Origin of the sequence: Xanthobacter luteus (assembly GCF_040049235.1) — a bacterium.
Classification (GTDB): domain Bacteria; phylum Pseudomonadota; class Alphaproteobacteria; order Rhizobiales; family Xanthobacteraceae; genus Xanthobacter.
In genome coordinates this window covers 59,830-80,904 of sequence record NZ_JBDZDO010000006.1, presented here as the reverse complement: position 1 = coordinate 80,904, position 21,075 = coordinate 59,830, and the positions used below count along the sequence as shown (strand labels likewise).

Annotated in this window: 14 protein-coding genes; 7 read left to right on the top strand and 7 right to left on the bottom strand. The window is 68.1% G+C overall.

Going from position 1 to position 21,075, the window contains the following annotated elements:
• Nucleotides 1-20: 20 nt before the first annotated feature.
• Nucleotides 21-692, bottom strand: coding sequence for a helix-turn-helix domain-containing protein (locus ABLE88_RS17775; RefSeq protein ID WP_348833038.1), 672 nt, complete (start codon nt 690-692; stop codon nt 21-23).
• Between the two features lie 297 nt (nt 693-989).
• On the opposite strand from ABLE88_RS17775, the gene ABLE88_RS17770 reads away from it, so the two are divergent.
• From ABLE88_RS17770 to ABLE88_RS17740, 7 genes are all read left to right on the top strand, one after another.
• Nucleotides 990-2,201, top strand: a complete 1,212-nt coding sequence (locus ABLE88_RS17770; RefSeq protein WP_348833037.1) for a CaiB/BaiF CoA transferase family protein — start codon at nt 990-992, stop codon at nt 2,199-2,201.
• On the top strand, nt 2,198-3,085 hold the full coding sequence (locus tag ABLE88_RS17765) for a hydroxymethylglutaryl-CoA lyase (RefSeq protein ID WP_348833036.1): 888 nt from the start codon (nt 2,198-2,200) through the stop codon (nt 3,083-3,085). The genes ABLE88_RS17770 and ABLE88_RS17765 overlap by 4 nt, the downstream gene beginning before the upstream one ends.
• Nucleotides 3,086-3,228: 143 nt before the next feature.
• On the top strand, nt 3,229-4,692 hold the full coding sequence (locus ABLE88_RS17760; RefSeq protein ID WP_348833363.1) for an aldehyde dehydrogenase: 1,464 nt from the start codon (nt 3,229-3,231) through the stop codon (nt 4,690-4,692).
• A gap of 426 nt (nt 4,693-5,118) precedes the next feature.
• Nucleotides 5,119-6,087 (top strand): transporter, encoded by a 969-nt coding sequence (locus ABLE88_RS17755; RefSeq protein WP_348833035.1) that lies wholly within the window; start codon nt 5,119-5,121, stop codon nt 6,085-6,087.
• Nucleotides 6,088-6,147: 60 nt separating this feature from the next.
• The gene (locus tag ABLE88_RS17750; RefSeq protein ID WP_348833034.1) at nt 6,148-8,235 is read left to right on the top strand and encodes a hydantoinase/oxoprolinase family protein; all 2,088 of its coding nucleotides are present in this window, start codon (nt 6,148-6,150) and stop codon (nt 8,233-8,235) included.
• A 23-nt stretch (nt 8,236-8,258) separates the two neighbouring features.
• A complete protein-coding gene (locus tag ABLE88_RS17745; RefSeq protein ID WP_348833033.1) occupies nt 8,259-10,427 on the top strand; it encodes a hydantoinase B/oxoprolinase family protein in 2,169 nt (722 codons plus the stop codon).
• A 98-nt stretch (nt 10,428-10,525) separates the two neighbouring features.
• Nucleotides 10,526-11,749 carry an iron-containing alcohol dehydrogenase gene (locus ABLE88_RS17740; RefSeq protein ID WP_348833032.1) on the top strand — a complete coding sequence of 408 codons (1,224 nt, stop codon included), beginning with the start codon at nt 10,526-10,528 and terminating at the stop codon, nt 11,747-11,749.
• 251 nt (nt 11,750-12,000) lie between these two features.
• On the opposite strand, the gene ABLE88_RS17735 is transcribed toward ABLE88_RS17740, so the two are convergent.
• From ABLE88_RS17735 to ABLE88_RS17710, 6 genes are all read right to left on the bottom strand, one after another.
• The gene (locus tag ABLE88_RS17735) at nt 12,001-13,566 is read right to left on the bottom strand and encodes a multicopper oxidase family protein (protein ID WP_348833031.1); all 1,566 of its coding nucleotides are present in this window, start codon (nt 13,564-13,566) and stop codon (nt 12,001-12,003) included.
• A gap of 53 nt (nt 13,567-13,619) precedes the next feature.
• Nucleotides 13,620-13,994 (bottom strand): hypothetical protein, encoded by a 375-nt coding sequence (locus ABLE88_RS17730; protein WP_133863543.1) that lies wholly within the window; start codon nt 13,992-13,994, stop codon nt 13,620-13,622.
• Between the two features lie 12 nt (nt 13,995-14,006).
• On the bottom strand, nt 14,007-17,138 hold the full coding sequence (locus tag ABLE88_RS17725) for an efflux RND transporter permease subunit (RefSeq protein WP_348833030.1): 3,132 nt from the start codon (nt 17,136-17,138) through the stop codon (nt 14,007-14,009).
• 8 nt (nt 17,139-17,146) lie between these two features.
• A complete protein-coding gene (locus ABLE88_RS17720; RefSeq protein ID WP_348833029.1) occupies nt 17,147-18,793 on the bottom strand; it encodes an efflux RND transporter periplasmic adaptor subunit in 1,647 nt (548 codons plus the stop codon).
• Nucleotides 18,794-18,871: 78 nt separating this feature from the next.
• Nucleotides 18,872-20,194 carry an ATP-binding protein gene (locus tag ABLE88_RS17715; RefSeq protein ID WP_348833028.1) on the bottom strand — a complete coding sequence of 441 codons (1,323 nt, stop codon included), beginning with the start codon at nt 20,192-20,194 and terminating at the stop codon, nt 18,872-18,874.
• Nucleotides 20,191-20,904: a response regulator gene (locus ABLE88_RS17710; RefSeq protein ID WP_348833027.1), complete on the bottom strand. Its 714-nt coding sequence runs from the start codon at nt 20,902-20,904 to the stop codon at nt 20,191-20,193. The genes ABLE88_RS17715 and ABLE88_RS17710 overlap by 4 nt, the downstream gene beginning before the upstream one ends.
• Nucleotides 20,905-21,075 lie beyond the last annotated feature (171 nt).

Here is a 21,075-nt window from a genome sequence, read left to right as displayed (position 1 = left end):
GCGCCCGACGGGGCGCCATATTACTTCGGCCTACGCACCAGCATCACATAGTACGTGCAATCCTTTTTTCCCGGATTCGAAAATGTGTACGGCGCCGTAATCTCGAAATGGATTGTATCTCCCGGCCCCAGAAGGCGATCTTGGTCGTTGAGATGGACGATCAGCTCACCTTCCTGGACGATGACGTACTTCTCCGTGGGCGTACTGTAGACGGGAAGCACGCCCGAAGACTGCCCGACAGGTATCCGGTGCATTAGGATCTCGACGCCGTTATCCGCATCGATCTGCGACAGCGCGTGCCGCTCGAACCCGCTCTCCGGATCGCGGAAAATCACGCGGTTCTTCGCCCGGATGATCGATACTTCTGACTTTTCTGGCTGGGAGCCGAGAAGCGAGGAAAGGGTCAGGTTCAGTCCGGCGGCAAGGCGTACGAGAACCGAGAGCGTCGGTGATTTCTCCGACCGTTCCACCTTGGAGATCATGGCGCGGCTGACACCGGACCGCGCCGCGAATTCGTCGAGGGTCAGGCCGAGTTGCTTGCGTTGGTTGCGGACTCTCACCCCGAGGTTGGCAGCGACAGCATCCTTATCCTGCTTGCCTTCGGAGCGGGCGCCGGAGCGTCGGGTGTCGGCAGCCGTCGGCGGCGGGGCACCGGCTGGTTGTGAGCTGGTTTTCCTCGTCCGTTCGTCCATGGAGCCTATCGGAACCTCGCGCGATGAGTGCGCCGTATCACCCGCCATCGAGTGCGACACGGACCGCTCGTGAATGGGGGGCAGTATCATGGATACGCCCGCGATGGACAGCGCGGGCTGGCCCGGCGCCGCCCGGCCGCGCCAGCGCGACGTTCAGCGATCCAAAAATCTCCTATCGAAGATTTTTCTTCCAAAGCAGAATCTCCTGTAGTAGAACCCTTTATAGGCGATGCCACCGGGACTGCCAAAGAGCGGGGTGAGCGTCCGACAACAATCGAGGCGGCGGGAGGCCGTTCCATGATGGCTGGGCAAGGCCAGGCGCTGTCCCACCTGAAGGTGGTGGAAGCCGGCTCGTTCATCGCTGGACCGTTCTGCGGCCAGATCCTCGGAGATCTCGGCGCCGACGTCATCAAGATCGAGCCGCCGCTCTCCGGCGACGCCATGCGCAACTGGGGCGCCGTGAAGGCATCAAACGGCCAATCGCTCTGGTGGTCCATCATTTCGCGCAACAAGCGGAGCCTGACGCTCGACCTGCGTCGGCCCGAAGGACAGGCGGTCTTCCGTGACCTCGTTCGGACCGCCGATGTGCTCATCGAGAACTTCCGCCCGGGAGTGCTGGAGGCGTGGGGCCTCGCGCCCGAGATTCTTCGCCGGGACAATCCCGGATTGATCGTCGCCCGCGTGTCCGGCTTCGGCCAAACGGGACCCCTGCGCAACAAGGCGGGCTTTGCCGCCGTAGCGGAGGCGGAAGCGGGTCTTAGAACCCTGACGGGCTTTCCCGACCGGCCGCCGGTCCGGGTGGGCATCTCGATCGGGGATTCTCTTGCCGGCCTCTATTCGGCCATCGGCACTCTGGCGGCGCTCGCCGCCCGGGATCGGATCGGCGGTTGCGGACAGGATGTGGACGTTGCCATCACCGAAAGCGTGCTGGGGGTGATGGAAAGCATCATCGCCGAGTACGCCGACAGCGGCGCCATCCGCCAGCGGGCGGGCATGGCGCTTCCCGGCATTGCTCCGTCCAACCTCTACCCCACCGCTGACGGGACGTCGGTGATTATCGCCGCCAATGCGGATGGGCTCTTTCGATCCTTGTGCGCGGCCATGGAGCGTCCCGACCTGGCGGAGGATCCGCGGTTCGCATCGCACATCGAGCGAGGCCGTCATCAAGCCGAGATCGATGCGATCATCGCAGAATGGACCGCCGGTCACGTTCAGTCGGACATCGTGGCTCTGATGGACCGCCACGGCATCCCTGCGGGCGTGGTAAACACCGCCGCCGAAGTTGCGCGGCATACGCATTTCCGCGACCGCAGCGCGATCATCGAGGTCCCCGATCCGGACATTGGCCCCGTGACCATGCAGGGTACCTTCCCACGCCTCGGCCGCACACCCGGTGCCGTGCGGTGGACCGGGCCTCGACTGGGACAACACACACGCGAAATCCTGGCCGGGCGCCTCGGATATGGCGAAGAGGACATCGAAACCCTCCGCGCAGGAGGCGTCATATGAGTATCACCCTCCCGTCCGAGGGGGGCTCCCGCCCCATTCGCGTGGTCGAGGTTGGTCCCAGGGACGGCCTCCAGAACGAGACGCGCGTCGTTCCGGTTGCAGCCAGGATCGCACTCATCCGGCTCCTGATCGATGCCGGCCTCAAGACGATGGAGGCCGGAAGCTTCGTGTCGCCGCGATGGGTTCCCCAGATGGAGGGAACGGACCGGGTCCTCGCCGGCCTCGACCCGGGTGGCGACGTGGTGCTCCCGGTGCTCGTTCCCAACCTCAAGGGCCTTGAGGCAGCTCGCGCCGCGGGGGCAGAAACGGTCGCGGTCTTCGCCGCCGCGACCGAAGCCTTCTCACGGGCCAACCTGAATGCCGACCGTGCCACCGCCATGGGGCGCTTCGCCGAGGTCATCGCGGCGGCGACGGCCAGCGGCATTCGCGTCCGTGGCTACGTTTCGTGCGCTCTCCATTGTCCCTACGAGGGATGGGTTCATCCGGACGCCGCCGCAGATCTCACCGCCCAACTGACGGACCTCGGCTGCTACGAGGTGTCGTTGTGCGACACCACCGGACAGGGCACTCCCGACCGAGCCGAGGCGATGATCGCTGCCGCGCTGGCGCGTGTCCCGGCCGCGCGCCTCGCCGTCCACTTCCACGATACCGGGGGCCGCGCGCTGGACAATACCGAGCGGGCGATCAGGCTGGGGATCGGCACGGTAGACAGCGCGATCGCCGGCCTCGGTGGGTGCCCCTATTCCCCCGGCGCAGCGGGAAACCTCGCCACGGAAAAGCTTGTCGCCCGACTGACGGCGCTGGGGTTCGATACCGGTGTCGACCTCGCTGCGCTCGCTCTCGCCCGAGACTTCATCCGTCGTGAGCTGAGCCGCCCACACTGAATTCCACACGCATCCGCACCGCCGGTTGAACCACTATCGCATTGGATTTCATGATGGACATCAGATCGAAACAGAAGGTTGCCCTGGCCCCCGCCGGCTATGCCGGCGACGCGAACGAGGACGAAGGCGTCCGGACCCTCGAAATGTTCATCGACGGCGCATGGTGCCGTGCCGGCGCGGGTCGCTGGTTCGAATCCAAGAACCCCTGCACGGGCGAAGCGTGGGCGCGTCTGCCGCGGGCGGATGCGGGCGATGTGGATCGCGCTGTGCGGGCGGCCGACGCCGCATTTCGCACGGGTCCGTGGTCCAGGATGACCGCCAGCGATCGCGGGCTATTGCTGCACAGGCTCGGCGATCTGATCGCGGCCGATGCCCAGCATCTCGCCGATCTCGAGGTCCGCGACAATGGCAAGCTGATGACCGAGATGCTGGGGCAGATGCAGTATCTGCCCCGCTGGTTCCACTATTATGGTGGCCTTGCCGACAAGATCGAAGGCCATGTCACCCCGATCGACAAGGCCGGGATGTTCCACTACGTGGCCTACGAACCCGTCGGCGTGGTCGGTGCGATCACGCCGTGGAACTCCCCCCTCCTGCTGACCGTATGGAAGCTCGCGCCGGCGCTCGCGGCCGGCAACACGGTCGTGGTGAAGCCCTCCGAGCACGCAACCGCCTCGATGCTCGGTCTTGCCCGCCTGTTCGAGGAAGCCGGATTCCCCCCCGGCGTGGTCAATGTCGTGACAGGCTTCGGAGATGAGGCCGGCCGGGCCGTGGTCGAACATCCCTTGGTGCGCCGAATCGCCTTCACCGGCTCCGATGTGGGCGGCGCGAAGATCTCAGAGGCGGCCGCCCGCCAGTTCAAGCGTGTTTCCCTCGAACTTGGCGGGAAATCTCCGCACATCGTCTTCGCCGATGCTGACCTCGATGCCGCGGTCAAGGGCGTGATCTCGGGAGTTTTCGCCGCTGCGGGCCAGACGTGCATGGCTGGATCGCGGTTGCTGCTGCACAGGTCGATCGCCGATGCCTTCATCAGCAAGCTGGTGGAGCGGATGAAGCAGGCCCGGATCGGCGACCCCAATCGCCCGGACACCGATGTCGGCCCGGTCGCGACCGAGCCCCAGCTTGAAAAGGTGCTGAGCTATATCGAGATCGCCAAGGCAGAAGGTGCGACCTGTATCCTCGGCGGCAACCGCGTCACGAGCGGCGACTGCGCCAAAGGCTGGTTCGTCGAGCCAACCATTTTCACTAACGTCCGCAATGACATGCGCATCGCGCGCGAGGAGGTGTTCGGCCCTGTGCTTTGCGTGCTGACGTTCGAGACCGACGACGAAGCCGTCGCGATGGCCAACGACACCGACTATGGCCTCGCGGCGGGCTTCTGGACCACCAGCCTGGCGCGGGCGCTGGAATTGCCGAAACGCCTCCAGGCCGGGACGGTCTGGGTCAACGCCTACAGGGTCGTCAGCTATCTCGCCCCGTTCGGGGGTATCAAGCATTCCGGCATCGGCCGGGAAAACGGCGCCGCAGCGATCATGGAATATCTGGAGCCGAAGAGCGTCTTCCTGAACGGCGTCTCTTCAATCTCCAATCCGTTCACGCTGCAGTAGCTCAATATTTCTGCGAACTGGAATGGAAAGACATCCTTAAGACAATGGTCTGACGGCAGATCGCTAGGATCAATGCGGGACCATTGGCGCCATGTTTTCGGTGGCGGCGCTCAGAGTGAGAGAGGCGGACGCTTCTGCCCGCTTCCTTAACCCAGCCCGCCCGCGCGGCGGATGGCCGCGAAGACATCCGCTGAAATGCGGGACCACCGGCAGCCCCTCCGTCGACTGAGGGCGCCGCCGGAATTTTCCAGGTCTGGGGGAGAGATCTCCCGGACCGGCCCCAGCCTGCCGCCGCCACGCCAATGCCGGCGCCAGATGGATGGGAGCATTCGCGAGCAAGACCAACAGCTCGCCGGCCCGGGCCGCCCGCGCTCCGCGCCCGCGCCTGCCAAGGCAACAAAAAACGACATCTTTCGGAGAGGAAACATGAAACGCTTCATTTATGCGGCGCCGGACCCGGTCCAAGAGCTCGCTGACGCCCAACGCGCCACCGCGAAGCGGGCGGCTCCTGCCATCCTGCGGCGGCGCGCGACGGCCGTTGCGGCCGCCTTCATTCTGCTTGCGTGCGGGGAGGCCCGGGCCGTTGACGTCGACGCCTCCGATTACGTGCCCCTACCGGCCGGAACGAACCTGCTGCTCTACTACGCCCAGTATGCCGCGCGCAGCGAATACATAAGCACCTCCGGCGTGAGCTTGACCCGGAACACCGGGCTCGATTCTTACGTCAACGTTCTGCGCTACGTCCATTATTTCGATATTGCCGGGTTTACCGTGGCTCCCGAAGTGCTGATTCCCGCGGGCACCCTGTATAACGGGCGGATCGGCGGCTTGGAGCTGGACAGCGCCGCGGGCTTCGGCGACCCGATCGTCGCTGTCGCCTTCTGGATGGTCAACAACAAGGCCACGCAGACCTACATCGGGATCACGCCCTATCTCTTCATTCCCGTCGGCCAATACAATCCCGCGGCTAGTCTCAATATGGGCGAGAACCGCTGGAAGCTCGATACCCAGGCCGGCTGGTATCAGGGTTTAGGAAACGGATTCTCCTTCCAGATCACCTGCGACGCGATCTGGTACGGCGACAATACGAACGCCGGCATCGGGTCGCAGGTGCTTTCGCAGGACACGACGTTTCAGTTCCAGGCCTGGCTGTCTTACAGCTTTGCGGACACCTGGCAGGCCTCCATCGGCTATTCGAAATACTGGGGTGGCGACGAATTTCTAGACGGGCGCCCGACCGGTAACGCCACCGAGAGAGACCAGGTTCGCTTCGAACTTTCGAAGTTTATCACGCCGACATTCCAGGTGCTCAGCCTGATCCAGCGTGACTTCAACACGTCCGGCGGGTTTCCGGAGGCCTTCCGGGGCACCCTGCGCCTGATGCAGGTGTTCTAGATCACGGGCCTTCTGTACCCGTTTTACTTCGAGAATCGCTCAAAACCAGGGAGAAACGCGATGAGTATCCAGATTGGCGTCGACGTCGGGGGTACCTTTACCGACGCGGCGGTTGCCATCAACGGCGAAATCATCAGGGGCAAGGCCTATTCCACCAAAGACGTGACGAGCGGCATCCTCAATGCCCTGCGCGTGGTGCAGGAGCAGGTCGGCGCCGCGGACGAGGCGGCCTTCTTCAAGGACGTGTCCAAGTTCGTCCTTGGCAACACCATCGTCACCAATGCCGTGGACGAGCTGAAGTTCGCCCGCGTCGGCCTCCTGGTGACGGCCGGATTCCGCGACACGCTGCGCATCGCGCGGTCCTCCCGCGGGCCGTCCCGGGACGCCCATCAGATCCGGCCGCGCTCCGACATCGTCGATCGCACCGACATCGTCGAGATCCGCGAGCGGATCGACGCCAAAGGCGAGGTCATCGTCCCGCTCGATCTGAACGACGTTCGCGCCAAGCTGGAGCAACTCGCCGCGAGCGGCGTGAAGGCGTTCGCGGTCTGCTTCCTCTGGGCGTTTCGGAACATGGACCATGAGGCCCAGGTCGGGGAATTGATCCGCAAGGAATTCCCTCATATCCCGTTCACGCTTTCCTCGGAGATCGCCCCGGTCTACCGCGAATACGAGAGAATGGTGACGACCGTCCTCGACGCGGCGGTAAAGCCCATCGTCGCCACCCATTTCAAGGAGCTGGTCGACGCGCTCCGCGACCGGGGCCTGCGCACCAGCGTCAAGATCATGCAGGTCGACGGCGGGTTCGTCTCGGCGGAGGAGGCCAGCAAGGCGCCGATCAAGATGTTCAACTCCGGTCCGGCCGGAGGCGCGGAGGGCGCCCGCCGCCTCAGCCAGGCGCTGTCGGTCGACCGGCTCATCACCGCCGACATGGGCGGCACCAGTTTCGACGCCGCCGTGATCCTCGACGGTGAATACCGCGTCCTGCCGCGGGCCGAGTTCGGCGAGTTTCCCACCACACTCACGGCGGTCGACATTGCATCCATCGGCGCCGGCGGCGGAAGCATCGCGTGGATCGACAGCCGCGGTCTGATGCGGGTCGGCCCGCACAGCGCCGGATCGGAGCCGGGTCCCGCATGCTACGGCCGGGGCGGCTCACGCCCGACCGTTACCGATGCTTCGGTCGTGCTTGGGCTGCTCGACCCGGACTATTTCCTGGGCGGCGCGATCAAGCTCGACAAAGCGAGGGCGGTCGAGGCCATCAGGACCACGCTGTCCGGCCCCCTCGGTCTGAGCGATGAGCAGTCGGCCGCCGGCATTCATCGGCTCACCATCCACCAGATGGCGAACGCGATCCGCACCATCACCATCAACCGGGGGCACGATCCCCGCGATTTCACCATGGTCTCGTTCGGCGGCGCCTGCGGCCTGTTCGCGGCGGCGATCGCGCGGGAGTGCGATGTTTCCCGCGTCATCGTCCCGGTGACGGCCTCGGTGTTCTCCGCCTACGGCCTGCTGCACTCGAACTCGGTGTTCACGGTGGTGCAGACGACCCCGTTCTCCTTTTCCCAAAACCTCGAGAAGCTTGAAGAAGGCTTCGAGCGGCTCGAGGGGTTAGTACAGGCCTGGTTCGACGAAGACGGCATTCCCATGGCGGATCGCGAAATCATTCGCGAGGCCGACATGAAGTTCGCCGGCCAGATCTTCGACGTGACCACCCGAATGCCGGCCGTCCGCCTCACTGACGACAGGAAGGACGAGGTGCGCAAGCGGTTCGTCCAGGATTACGAGGCGGAGTTCGGCGTCGGCACGGCCTGGACGGAGTCGGATCTTCTGGTCACCAACTCCCGCCTCAAGGGCATCGGCCGCTTCGAGATTCCCAACGCGACCGTCCGCACCGGCGTCGACGGGCTGGCGAAGACCCAGCCGTGGAGCAGCCGTAGGGTCACGGACCCGATGACCGGCCGCTCCTTCGAGGTGAAGGTCTTCCGCGGCCTTGCGATCGACCAGATGGAAAGCGGGCCGCTCATCATCGAGGAGCCCGATACGACGATTTACGTGCCGGATCGCGCCACCGTTCACCGGGACAATTCCGCGAACTACGTCATCGATCTTGCCTCGGCGTCCGGCAGCGCGGCGCAGCACTAATCCAGAACCCAGGGAGAACTCAGATGCACAATCTGGCCACCAAACCGGAAGCCGAATACTTCGACCCGATCACCGTCGAAGTGGTGAGAATGCGCCTCGAAACCATCGTTTCGGAGATGGGCATCGCGATGATGCGCACGGCGGGCTCGCCGGTCATTACCGAAGCGGGCGATTTCAACACCGCGCTTTTCGACGTCACCGGGCGCCTGTGCGCTTATTCCGACTATATCCAGCTCCACATCGGATCTGCCAGCGTGGCGGTGAAGAAGCTGCTCGAGGCCGTCCCCCTTTCGCAGATGTACCCGGGCGATGCCTTCATCAGCAACGATCCGCACACGTCAGGCGCGACGCATCCGCCGGACGTGACGGTGGTGTCGCCGATCTTCTATGAGGGCAAGCCCGTTGCCTTCGCCCAGTCGCAGGCCCACCTGATGGATGTCGGCGGGATGGGTCCTGGCGGGTTCGCGCCCGCGGCTTACGACTGCTTCTCCGAGGCGCTGCGCATGCCTCCGGGTGTGAAGGTGTTCGAACGCGGCGCCCCGGTCGATTCCGTGCGGCTGATGATCACCAACAACGTGCGTCTTCCGGTCCTGCTGTGGAACGACATCCGCAGCCTGGTCGCGGCCAACAACGTGGGCGCCGCGCGACTCTGCGCGACGCTGGATGAATTCGGCCTGGACGAATTCGACCGCTACATGCAGCGCGGCTTCGACATGGCCGAAGACGTTGTCCGCAGCCGCATCCGCAGCCTGCCGGACGGGGTCTATGAGGCGGACGAGTGGCAGGAGCACAACGGCCATGTGGACGACCTCTATCGCATTCACTGTGCGATGACGATCGCCGGCGACCGGCTGACGCTGGACTTCGCGGGAACGAGCCCGCAGACGGATGGCTTCGTCAACTCGTCCTGGGGCAGCACGGTCGGCGCGGTGGCGACGGCGCTGAGCCCGATCCTCGCGTGGGATACCCCCCTCAATCACGGCGTCTTCAGCCCCATCACCATCAAGGCGCCGCTGAACACGATCGTCAATCCGACCTCGCCATCGCCCATCAGCAACGGCCACATTGAAACCGGCATGCGGGTCGTCCGCCTCGTGGTCAAGCTGATGAACATGGTGCTTTCACGCAGCGAAGATCCGGTGCTGCGTGAACGCACGCAGGGCATCTGGCCGGACTCCTGGACCGGCGGCATCACCGCCGGCGAGCGCGAGAAGGGGCCGTTCTTCGTTCTGTTCAACATGGACGGAGGCGCCCACGGCGCCGGCGCCCAGCCCCAGCTCGATGGGCTCGATTGTTCCGGCATGACCTGCCAGGTGAGCCATACGCTGCCGGACGTCGAGATGAACGAGCTGATGTATCCGGTGCTCTATCTGTGGCGCCGCCTCGACTACCAGACCGGCGGTCCGGGCGCCCAGCGCGGCGGCCTCGGGCTCGATTTCGCCTGGACCCTCCACGATTGCCCGGATGCGCACCAGACGGTTTTCGCGCCGACCGCCCAGGTGCCCGCGGAAGGATACGGCGGCGGCTATCCCGGCGGCGGAAGCGAGCATCAGATTCTGCGCAACACCAACATCATGCAGGCCCTGCGGGCGGGGGGCATCAGCCACCTCGAAGACATCGCGTTCGAACGGAAGGAACTGCTCGAACTGAGCGCCCAGGGTATCCCGATCCGTGCCGGCGACATCTTCTGGCAGCGTATTGCCGGCGGCGGCGGTTACGGCGATCCCCTGCTGCGCGATCCTGCCCTCGTGGTCCGCGACCTGCGGTCCGGCTACATTGCCGAACCGGCTGCCTATGACGTGTACGGCGTGGTGCTCGCGGAAGGCGGCCAGGTCGCCGACCTGGAGGCGACCGCCGGTCGGAGGGCCGAGCTGCGCCGGCAGCGCATCGGCAAGCCGGTCAAGGACGCCGCGCGCGAGGGCGAACTGCCGGCCGGCGCCGAACCGGTATCGAAGGGCGTGGCCATGCGCGACGGCGCCTACGTCTGCCTCCATTGTGGAACCGAGTTGGGGGTCGGAGGTGACTGGCACGATCACTGTCACACCCATGAGGCCCCGGCTTCCGAGCGCCTTGCGGAGCTGCACGTCCGTATCCGCCCGAGGCATATCGAGCCCGCGGTGATGCTGCGGGAGGACTTCTGCCCCGGCTGCGGCACCGCTCTGGATGCACAGGTCGTCGTGAAGACCCACTGAGCGAACGATCCGGCGCATCGGCGAGGCCGCGCCCCGCCGATGCGCCGAACATCTGGCGGCGTGCCTGCCGCGGCGCCCCCTATTCTAGGAACTCGTCCATGACCTCCGTCTTCTTCATGCCCACGAAAGTGGTTTCCGGCGCCGGCGCGTTGCGTGTCCTGGGGCGCTCGGCCGTCGAACTCGGCATGACGCGCGTCCTCGTGGTGTCCGACCCGGTCATCTCCCGGCAAGCCTATTATGCCGATGCCCTGTCGCTGCTCGAAGCCAGTGGACTGAACATCGTGCGCTTTGAGGACTGCGAGGTGGATGCGCGCGTCCGTCAGATCGATGCGCAAGGCGAGCGTGTCCGCCTCGAGGGCATCGACGGCATCATCAGTATCGGCGGCGGGTCCGTTATGTGCGCGGGCAAAGGCATCGCCATCGTGGCCAACAATGGAACATCGCTGCGCGCATGCAGCGGCGTCGCCAACTTCAAGAACAGGCCGCTGCCGATGATCATGGTTCCGACGACGGCGGGATCGGGCTCGGAGGTGTCCCAATGGACGGTGGTGAAGGACGATGACCACCACGACAAGCTCGTTTGCGGCGGGCCGCTCAGTTTTCCCAACGTCGCGATCCTCGATCCCGCGGTGCTCGCGTCCCTTCCGCCGTCCGTGGCAGCGGCGACGGGCGTCGATGCGCTGACGCACGCGCTCGAAGCCTTCACCAGCGGCGCCGCGTCTCCGATCACCGACGGCTTGGCGCTGGAGGCCATCCGTCAGCTCGCCGGCGGCCTTCGTTCCTCGGTCTGCGCCGTTTCCGACGAAGCCGCCCGAACGGCAGCAATCGTCGCGGCATCCATGGCCAACATGGCCTGCGGCAATGCCCGCCTCGGGCATGCCCATACCTTGTCGCTGCCCCTGGAAAGCCTCCTGGACCTTCCCCACACGCTCGGCGTCGGCGTGCTCATGCCACACGTGCTGGCATTCAACCTGACGGTGCTCCCCCATAAAGCGATCCGGGTCGCGGAGGCGCTCGGCGCCCGGTTGCCGGGCGATGCCTCTCTGGCGGCAGCCATTCGGGCAAGTGTTGGTGCGCTCAGAGAACTTTACGCCGATATCGGCTTTCCCCTGTCCTGGACCGAAAGTCAGGTGCCCCCCGCGCGCCTCCGCGAGATGGCTGAACGGGCGGTCCCTGGCCTCTATGCCGGTTCCGAGGGGCTCGCCCGCCTGCGCGAGGCGGCGATCGCGGACGGCACTGTGATCGAGAGCTTTGCGCCCAGACGTATGACGGTTCGCCAAGCCGAGCACATGTTCCGAGCCTGCCTCGCCGATCCGACGTGAGATCGTCAAATGCCCCGTTGTCGAATCATGCCACCCGGCAACCGCGCGGCCCGTGGGCGTCCGAGGCGACAAATGTGCCCGCGTTGAGCGGCGCCCCCTCCGGTCCGGGCGGAGCTCCGCCTCAACGCCCGAGATAGGTGATGGCGCCACGCTGCCGCGCCCGACCGGCACCAGGCGGCCGAAGAGCCCCATCCCCACATGCCGCCGCCCATGGTCTGGTCGCCGGACCTGACGGTCTCTCCGCCGCGGGGTCAGGCGATCTCCACCACCGCCATCATGCCCGTGGCCATGTGGTAGAGGTGATGGCAATGCAGGAACCATGCGCCCTTCGGCCCGGCATCGAAGGCGATGGTGACGGGCATGTGCGGCGGCACCATCACCGTGTCGCGCACCGCGCCGGAAAAGCGGCGCCCGCCGATGCCCACCACCTGGAAGTGATGGCCATGCAGGTGCATGGGATGGCTCATGGTGGTGGGGTTCATGAACGTCATCTCCACCCGCTCGCCGGGACTGGCGGCGAAGGGCCTTGCCTCACCATAGGTGCGGCCATTGATGGTCCAGCGATAGCCCGCCTCCTCGCCGAGCATGATGGGGAAGACCTTGTCCGCCGTGCGCCGCGCGAGCGGCTTGCCGGCGGACAGGCGCGCTTCGAAGGCGAGGTCGAGCAGGCCCTGCGGACGGTCGGCGGTCTCGGCGATGCGCGCGACGGACGCTCCGGCGGTGGCCAGGATGACGCCGGTGCGCCGGGGCGAGGCCTCCACCTGCGCCAGCACCGGGAAGGCGCCGCCGCCCGCCGGAATATCCACCACAAGATCGATGCGCTGGCCCTGGGCCAGCGGAAAGGCCTCCGCCTCCACGGGGATGCAGGGCGAGCCGTCCACCGCGACGCAGCGCGGCTTGAGGCCCGGCACGCTGATGAAGAAGGCCGTGGCGGTGCCGCCATTGATGATGCGCAGCCGCACCTTTGCGCCCGTCTCCACCTGCACTATCTCGGGATCGGCGAGGGTGCGGCGGTTGGCGAGGAAGGCGTCGTAGTCGACGTCGTTGGCGTGGGCCATCATGCCGCCGCCCATGCCCGCGCCCATTCCTGCGCCCATGCCCGCGCCCATCCCGTGCCCCATGTGGCCCGCGTTCTGGCCCGTCCCCATCATCCCGCCGCCCATCCCGCCCATGCCGTGGCCGGCATGGTCCATTCCCGGCATCGCCATCCCCGCCGCGGCCGGCACGGGCTGGCTTGCTCCGTGCACGCCGTGGCCGCCGTGGTCGCCATGGGCGTTCGCGCCACCGAGGCCGGCGAGAATCTCCTCCGGGCTGCGGAAGGAGAAATCGTGCAGCATCACCACCACGTCCTGCGCGTCCCCGGCATCCGCCTCGCGGGTGACGAGGGGCGCGGCGAGCAACTGCTGTTCGCTCAGCGTGTGGGAATGCATCCAATGGGTGCCGGGCGTGAGCAGGAAGTCCACCTGGTCCGTCCCGCCGGGCGCGAGTTCGCCGCCGTCGGGGCGGGCGCGGTCCTGATCCGCTGGCGCGAAGATCTGGCCGTGCCAGTGCATCACCGCCGGCGCCTGCGAGGCATTGAGCACCGCGCCTGCGAGGCGATCGCCCTCCTGCGCGAAGATGCCTTCGCCCGCCGGGCCCTTGACGGCGAAGACCTTGGCCGCCTTGCCGTTCACGTCGATTGTGAGGCTCTCCACGGTGATGAGCGGGGCGGCGAGGACGCGGCTCCACCCGCCGGAGAGGGCAAGCGCGCCGGCGGCGGCGCCACCCGCGAGGACGGTGCGGCGGGACACGGAGGACAGGTGCTTAGGTTGGGTCATGGTCGGCCTCCTGGGTGCGTCGCCGGGCAGACGAGGCGAGGCAGGGATTGAGTTCAGTATTTCGCCTGGGTCGTTGTGCCGTCCGGCGCGGTGAGCTGGACGGCGCCCTTCACGCCCTTGGGCACGGCGACCGGGGCGGTCCCGGCAAGCCGGCTGCCGCCGGCGGGCGTCAGAGGGAAGCGTTGGGCCTTGCCGTCCACCACCAGGATGGCATTGGCCTTGAAGCCGTCGGCCGGAACCGGCTTGTCGGAGCCGTCGCTGAGATAGAGCGAGACGGCAGGCGTCCCGTCGACCACCAGTTCCGCATGAAAATGCCCGGCGTCCACACGCACGCCGCCGTTGGCGCCGGTGCCGGGCTCGTGCGCGAGGAGCGGCGTCGCGAGAAGGGGAAGAGCGATGAGGGCCGACGCAAGGGGGCGGAAGATCATGGCGGGCTCCGATCAAAAGGCATCCGCGCGGGCGGCGGCCGGGTTGGGGCCGTCCTCGCCCACCGCCGCCACCAGCCGCTCCAGCGGGCGGCGGCCGTAGGCGAGGACGAGGACGGGGGTGAGCACGGCGTCCAGCAGCGTGGCGCTGACGAGGCCGCCGAAGATGGTCACCGCGACCGGATGCAGGATCTCCTTGCCCGGCACCTCGGCCCCGCTCATGAGCGGCAGCAAAGCGATGCCGGCGGAGGCGGCCGTCATCAGCACCGGGGTGAGCCGCTCGAGGCTCCCGCGCGCCACGAGCGCCGAACCGAACGGCAGGCCTTCGACGATGGCGAGATTGATGATGTGGCTGATCTTCAGGATGCCGTTGCGCGCGGCGATGCCGGTGAGCGTGACGAAGCCGATCATGCTCGCCACCGAAAGCGGCTGCCCGGCCAGCCACAGGGCCACCACCGCGCCGATGAAAGCGAGCGGCACGCTGCCCATGATGACCAGCGCGAACAGCGCCGAGCGGTAGCGGCTGTAGAGGATGGCGAACACCAGGAGCAGCGACACCGCCGCGAGCGCGCCGATGGTGCGCATGGCTTCCTCCTGCGCCGCGAAGGTGCCTTCGAGGCTCACGGACATGCCGGGCGGCAGGTCGGTCGCGGCGATCACGCGGCGCATGTCGGCGATGATGGCCGCCGTGTCGCGCCGGCCGGAGGTGTTGGCGAGCACGACGATGCGCCGGCGTCCGCCTTCGCGCAGGATCTGGTTCGGACCGTCCGTCTCCTTCACGTCCGCCACGTCGGACAGGGGCACCCAGCCGGATGGCGTCTCGATGAGGAGGCGGGCCAGCCCCTCGGCGCTGCGCGTCGCATCGGCCAGGCGGACGACCAGCTCGAAGCGCCGGTTGCCATCCACGAGGGTCGAGACCACGCGCCCGTTGGAGAGCCGCGCCAGCGCGTCCGTCACCTGGGCGGGCTGGAGGCCGTAGAGGGCGGTGCGGCCATAGTCCACGCGCACCGTCACCTCCGGCACCCGCACCTGCCGCTCCACCTGCAGGTCGACAAGGCCGTTAATCCCGGCGAGGCGCTGGCGCAGGCTCTCCGCCGTGGCGCGCAGGGTGTCGAGGTCGTCGCCGTACAGCTTCAGGGCGATCTCGGCCCGCACGCCGGAGAGCATGTGGTCCAGACGGTGGGAGATGGGCTGGCCCACGTTGAAGGCCGCCGGCAGGACGGAGAGGCGGTCGCGGATGTCGGCGGTGATCTCGGCCCGGCTGCGGGCGGAGGGGGAAAGGTCCACCTCGATCTCGGAGGCGTGCACGCCCTCCGCATGTTCGTCCAGCTCCGCCCGGCCGGTGCGGCGGGCCACCGCCTTCACTTCCGGCACGTCCAGGATCAGCGTCTCGGCGACAAGCCCCATGCGGTGGCTCTCGGCCAGCGACAGGCCGGGCCGGAACGACATGGAGATGGTGAGCGAGCCCTCGTTGAACGGCGGCAGGAAAGCGCGCGGCAGGCCTGTGGCCGCGGCCAGCGCGGCGACGAACAGGAAAGCGGTTCCCGCCATCACCAGCCGCGGGTGGCGCAAGGCGGTGGAGAGCAACGCCGCGTAGCCGCCCTTCAGCATCCGCACCAGCGCGCCGTCTCGCTCCGCATGGCGGCTGAGGGCCGGCAGCAGGTAGAAGGCCAGCACCGGCGTGAGCGTGATGGAGGTCAGAAGGCTCGCGAGGATGGAGACGATATAGGCCTGCCCCAGCGGCGCGAACAGCCGTCCCTCGATGCCGGGCAGCGCGAACAGCGGCACGAACACCAGCACGATAATGAGGGTCGCGTAGACGATGCCGGAGCGCACCTCCCGGCTCGCCGCCACCACCACGTCGAATACGGGACGGGGCACGGAAGCGGCGGCGTTCTCGCGCAGGCGGCGGAAGATGTTCTCCACGTCCACCACCGCATCGTCCACCAATTCGCCGATGGCGATGGCGAGGCCGCCCAGCGTCATGGTGTTGATGGAGAGGCCGAAGGCGTGGAACACGATGGCGGTGGCGAGAATCGACACCGGGATGGCGGTGAGCGAGATCACGGTGGTGCGCCAGTTGAGAAGGAACAGGAACAGCACCACCGCCACCACCGCCATGGCCTCCAGCAGCACCTTCTCCACATTGCCGATGGAGGCGGCGATGAAGTCCGCCTGACGGAACACGGGCGGGGAGATGCGGATGCCGTCGGGCAGCGTGCGGTTGAGATCGGCGACCGCCTCTTCCACCACACCGGTGAGGGCAAGGGTGTCGGCCTCCGGCTGCTTCTCCACCGAAAGGATCACGGCAGGCCGGCCCATATAGCCGGCATCGCCGCGCTTCAGCCGCGCGGCATAGTCCACCTGGGCGATCTGGTGGAGGAAGACATTGCCGCCGGCGGGGCGGGGCAGCACGAGGGTCTTCAGGTGGTCGAGGCTCAGGGTGCGGGCGATGTTGCGGATGAGGAATTCCCGGCCGCCCTGGTCGGCGAAGCCGCCGCCGGAATTGGTCCCGAACTGGGAGAGCGCCTTTTCCAGCGCGTCGAGCGTGATGCCGTAGGCGCGCATGGCAGAAACGTCCGGCGAGACGCGGAACTGCCGCACCTCCCCGCCCATGGGAATGACCTGCGCAATGCCGGGGATGGCGAGGAGGCGCGGGCGGATGACGAAGTCCGCCGCCTCCCGCACCGCCATGGGCGATGCGGTGTCGCTCGTCACCGCGAACATCAGGACCTGCCCCATGATGGAGCTGATGGGTCCCATCTGCGGGGCGACGTTCGCCGGCAGCCGGTCGCGCACGAGGGCGAGGCGCTCGGCGATCTGCTGGCGGTTGCGGAAGATGTCGGTGCCGAAGTCGAATTCCACATAAAGGACGGACAGGCCGACCCCGGACACCGAGCGCAGGCGGACGAGGCCCGGCAGGCCGTTCATGGCCGTTTCCAGGGGGAAGGTGACGAGTTGCTCCACCTCCGCCGGGGCGAGGCCGTCCGCCTCCGTCATGATGGTGACGGTGGGCCGGTTGAGGTCCGGCAGCACGTCCACCGGCAGCCGCGTGACCGCATAGGCGCCGTAGACCACCAGCACCAGAGCCAGCGCCAGAACCAGCAGGCGGTGGCGCAGGGACTGGGTGACGAGGACCGTGAACATCGCCGGCCTCAGCGGATCTGGTCGAGGAGTTCGGCGCCGTCGGTGACGATGCGGCGGCCGGGGGCGAGGCCCGCCACCACCAGCACGCGGGACGCGTCGAGGGGCTCCGTCTTCACCTCGCGCGGCATGAAGCGCTCGGCGCTGACGTGCTCGTAGGCCATGAGTTGGCCGCTCGCCCCGCGCACCACCGCCGAGCGGGGGATGGCGATGCCCGTGCGCGGGGCGCCGGCCTCCGCGAACACCGTCAGGAACTGGCCTGGGCGCAGCTCCCCGGTATTCGAGGCGACGGAAAACAGGAGGGGAAGGGCCTGGGCGCGGTCGGATATCCCTGCCCCCAGGAAGGTGAGCGCCACGGTTCGCCCGTTGGGCAGGCGCCCCGTGGCACCGGACCGGCCGGCATCCGGCGAAAAGCCGAGCGCCTCCACCCACAGCCGGCGCGGATCGACGATGCGGAACACCACCGTGTTCGGGTCCGCCATCTGGCCCGCGACCGCGTCGGCGGCGGCGATGACGCCGGACACCGGCGCGCGCAGGGCCTCCGGCTCGCGCTGCACCCGCTCCAGCTTGGTCCGGCGGGTCTTGAGGCCGTTGAGCTCGATTTCCGCCTCCTCCACCTCGCGCCGGGTGACGGCGTTGGGAATGGCCGAAAGCCGCTCGTAGCGGCGCTTCACGAGGGCGATCTGCTGGTCCAGCTCGTAGCCCTGCTGCTCCAGGTCCTTGAGGTCCGAGGCGCCGATCGGCGGATGCACATGAGCGAGGATCTCGCCGGCCGCGACCGTCGTGCCGAGCGGCTTGAAGCCCCCCTCCGGCGGCGCGAGGCGTCCGCCCACGGCGGTCTGGACGAGGCCGCTGGCATTGGCGTCCGGCACCACGCGGCCGGGCAATTCAACCGTGCCGGCAAAGGTGCCCGCGGCGGTGACGAGGGTGCGCACGCCGAGGATGCGCTGGGTCGGCTTGGGCACGATCACCGAACCGTCGGGGAGGCGCTGGGCGGCATCCCGGGCCGGGAGCTGCCTATCCGCCGCCTGGGCATCCCGGGGCACACCGGCAAGCGCGACGCCGAGCGATCCGAGGATGAGGAGCGCGACCGCGCGCCGGGACACGACCAGCGCACCGGCCAGGAAGCCGATGAGGCCCCCCGCCAGAACGCCGGCGAGGAGGTCGGCTCGCGGCCCGCCGAACTGCGCCGGCACCGCCGATGGTGCCGTCTGCGGGACCGACGATGGCGCTGCGGCCGCGGGTACGGTCAAGGTGGCGGCAAGAACGTCCACCGCGTCGCCGGCCGCAACGGTGAAGGCGAGGTCGTGGGCGCCCGGCGTGGCGGCGAAGGGCACCGGCAGCGCATAGGTGCCCGGCCCCGCGGGCTTTGCGGTCCGCGATCCTTGCGGCGTGTCCACCTCGATCGTGGCGCCATCCACCGGGGCGTTGTCGGCGAAGCGGTCGAGGTGGATGGTGAGGGTGCCCTCGCGCAACACCGCCACCAGCTCGAAATCGGCGGAGGCCGCCTCGGCGCGGGGGGCGAGCGTCGTCACCGGGGGCGGCGGGGGCGCGCCGTGGTCGTGGCCTTCGTGGGCCACAGCGGGGCCGGACAGCGCCGCGCCGGCGAGAAGCCAGCACAGGCCGAAGACGGCTTTCCGCAGAAAATGGCGCCCCATGCCTCGACCCGTCCGCTGGCGATTCCGGTACGGGAGAGCGATAGCGTGCGGCGCGTCACGCCGCGTATCGCTTCTGTATCAGTTTGTTTCAGCTTGGACCTTGGGCAGGCGCACCGTCGCCATGAGGCCGCCGCCGGGGGCGTTGGCGAGGGTCAGCGTCCCGCCGTGCGCCTCGGCCACGGCGCGGGCGATGGTGAGGCCGAGGCCGACGCCGCCGGTGGCGCGGCTGCGCGAGGCCTCAAGCCGCACGAAGGGCTCCAGCACGGCGGCGAGCTGGTCCTGCGGGATGCCCGGTCCCTCGTCCCGCACCGCCAGCACGACGTGCGTCTCCTCGTCCGCGATGGACGCATGCGCGGACCCGCCATAGGCGAGGGCATTTGCCACCAGATTGCCCACCATCCGCTTCAGGCTGACGAGCCGTCCCGTGACGATGAGGCGCGGCGGGGCCGCAAGATCGGCCTGGAGGCCCCGGTCCCGCGCGTCGTCGACGATGGTCTCCACCAGGGCCACCAGATCGAGCGGCCGCACGGGCTCTTCGTTCGCCTCGCCGCGCAGGTAGGAGAGCGTGGCCTCGACCATCTGCTCCATCTCCGCGACGTCCCCGGCGATGGCCTCGCGCAGCGCCGGATCGCTCACGTCCTCGAGGCGGAAGCGCAGGCGCGTCATGGGCGTGCGCAGGTCGTGGGAGACCGCGGCGAGGGCCTGGGTGCGCCGCTCCACCAGGCCGGCGATGCGCGCCTGCATGCCGTTGAAGGCATGGGCCAGCTCCCGCACCTCCTTCGGTCCCGTCTCGGGCAGGTGAATGCGCGCCGCATCCGGCGGCAGGGCCGCGACGGTGCGCGCCATGGCCCGCAAAGGCCGTGTGAGCCACGCCGCGATGGCGAGGGACAGGAGCAGCACCCCCGCCGCCATCAGCGTGGTGGAGAGCAGGGAGCCGTGCCCCCCCGCGGCCTGCGGCACCGAGGCGAACAGGCGCACATTCAGCCAGCTCCCGTCGGGCAGGCGCACGGCCACGAGGCTGAGGTGCGGATCGGGCCCGGCGCCCACCAGAATGTCCGCTGTGGCAAGTTCCGGAGCGAGGGCGCGCACTTCGGCGGCGAGGTGCGCGGCGGACGGGTCGGCGTGGAGCCCGGTCGCCGCCAGGGCCGCGCGGCCCCAATGGGCATCGATGGCGCCCCCCGACAGGGCATGGGCCACCTCCTCCCGGCGCTCCGCAGGTGCGGCAGCGAGCGACCGGCGCAGCGCCACGACCTGGTCGGCGAGGCGGACGGCGTGCGCCGCATGGCGCTCCCGCTCCATGGCGTGCTCGTAGGTCCACAGGCTCAGCACATGGACGACGACGATGCCCACCACCGCCACCACGGCCGTCCGCAGGGCGAGGCTGTCGAGGGCGCGGATCATGAGCGCGCCACGTCCGCGACGAAGAAATAGCCGGCCCCGCGCACCGTTTTCACCATCTCCGGCCCGCCGCTGGAATCGAGCTTCCGGCGCAGCCGGCTCACCTGGATGTCGATCGCCCGGTCGAAGCCGGTGGCGACGCGGTTCTTGGCGGCATCCATCAGCTGGTCGCGCGTCAGCACCCGCTGGGGGTGTTCCAGGAACGTCAGCAGCAGGTCGTATTCGCCGGTGGACAGATCGACGATGGCGCCTTCCGGGTTGGTCAGCTCCCGCCGCCGGGTATCGAGCGTCCAGCCGGAAAACGCCAGGCAGGTGCCGCCGCTGGCCGCGGCGGGGTCAGCCAGCCGCGTCCGCCGCAGCACCGCATGGATGCGGGCGAGCAGCTCACGCGGGTTGAAGGGCTTCGCCAGGTAATCGTCGGCGCCGAGCTCCAGCCCGACGATCCGGTCCACGTCGCTGCCGCGGGCGGTCAGCATGATGATGGGCAGGTTCGAGGTGCGGCGGATGTCCCGGCACAGATCGAGCCCGCTCACCCCCGGCAGCATGATGTCGAGGATGACGAGGTCCACCGTGCCGGCAGCCATCGCCTCCCGCATCTCGCGGGCATCCTGCGCGGCGGTGACCTTGTGCCCGTGCTCGCGCAGGAACTTGCCGGCGAGGCGTCGGATCTCGGCATCGTCGTCGACGATGAGGATGTGGCCTTCGGGGGACACGGCGCGGTGCGTTCCTGAGCGGCATTCCAATGGCGGCTCGTGGCCTTATAGATCATTTCCCTTCACTGCGGCCCAGGCCCTTGCGACACATTGGATGCAGGAGAAGCCGGCCAGCCCGTCCGCCGCCCGGCGGATGCCGATCGAACGTCAGGCTCCCGCCCCGAATAGAGT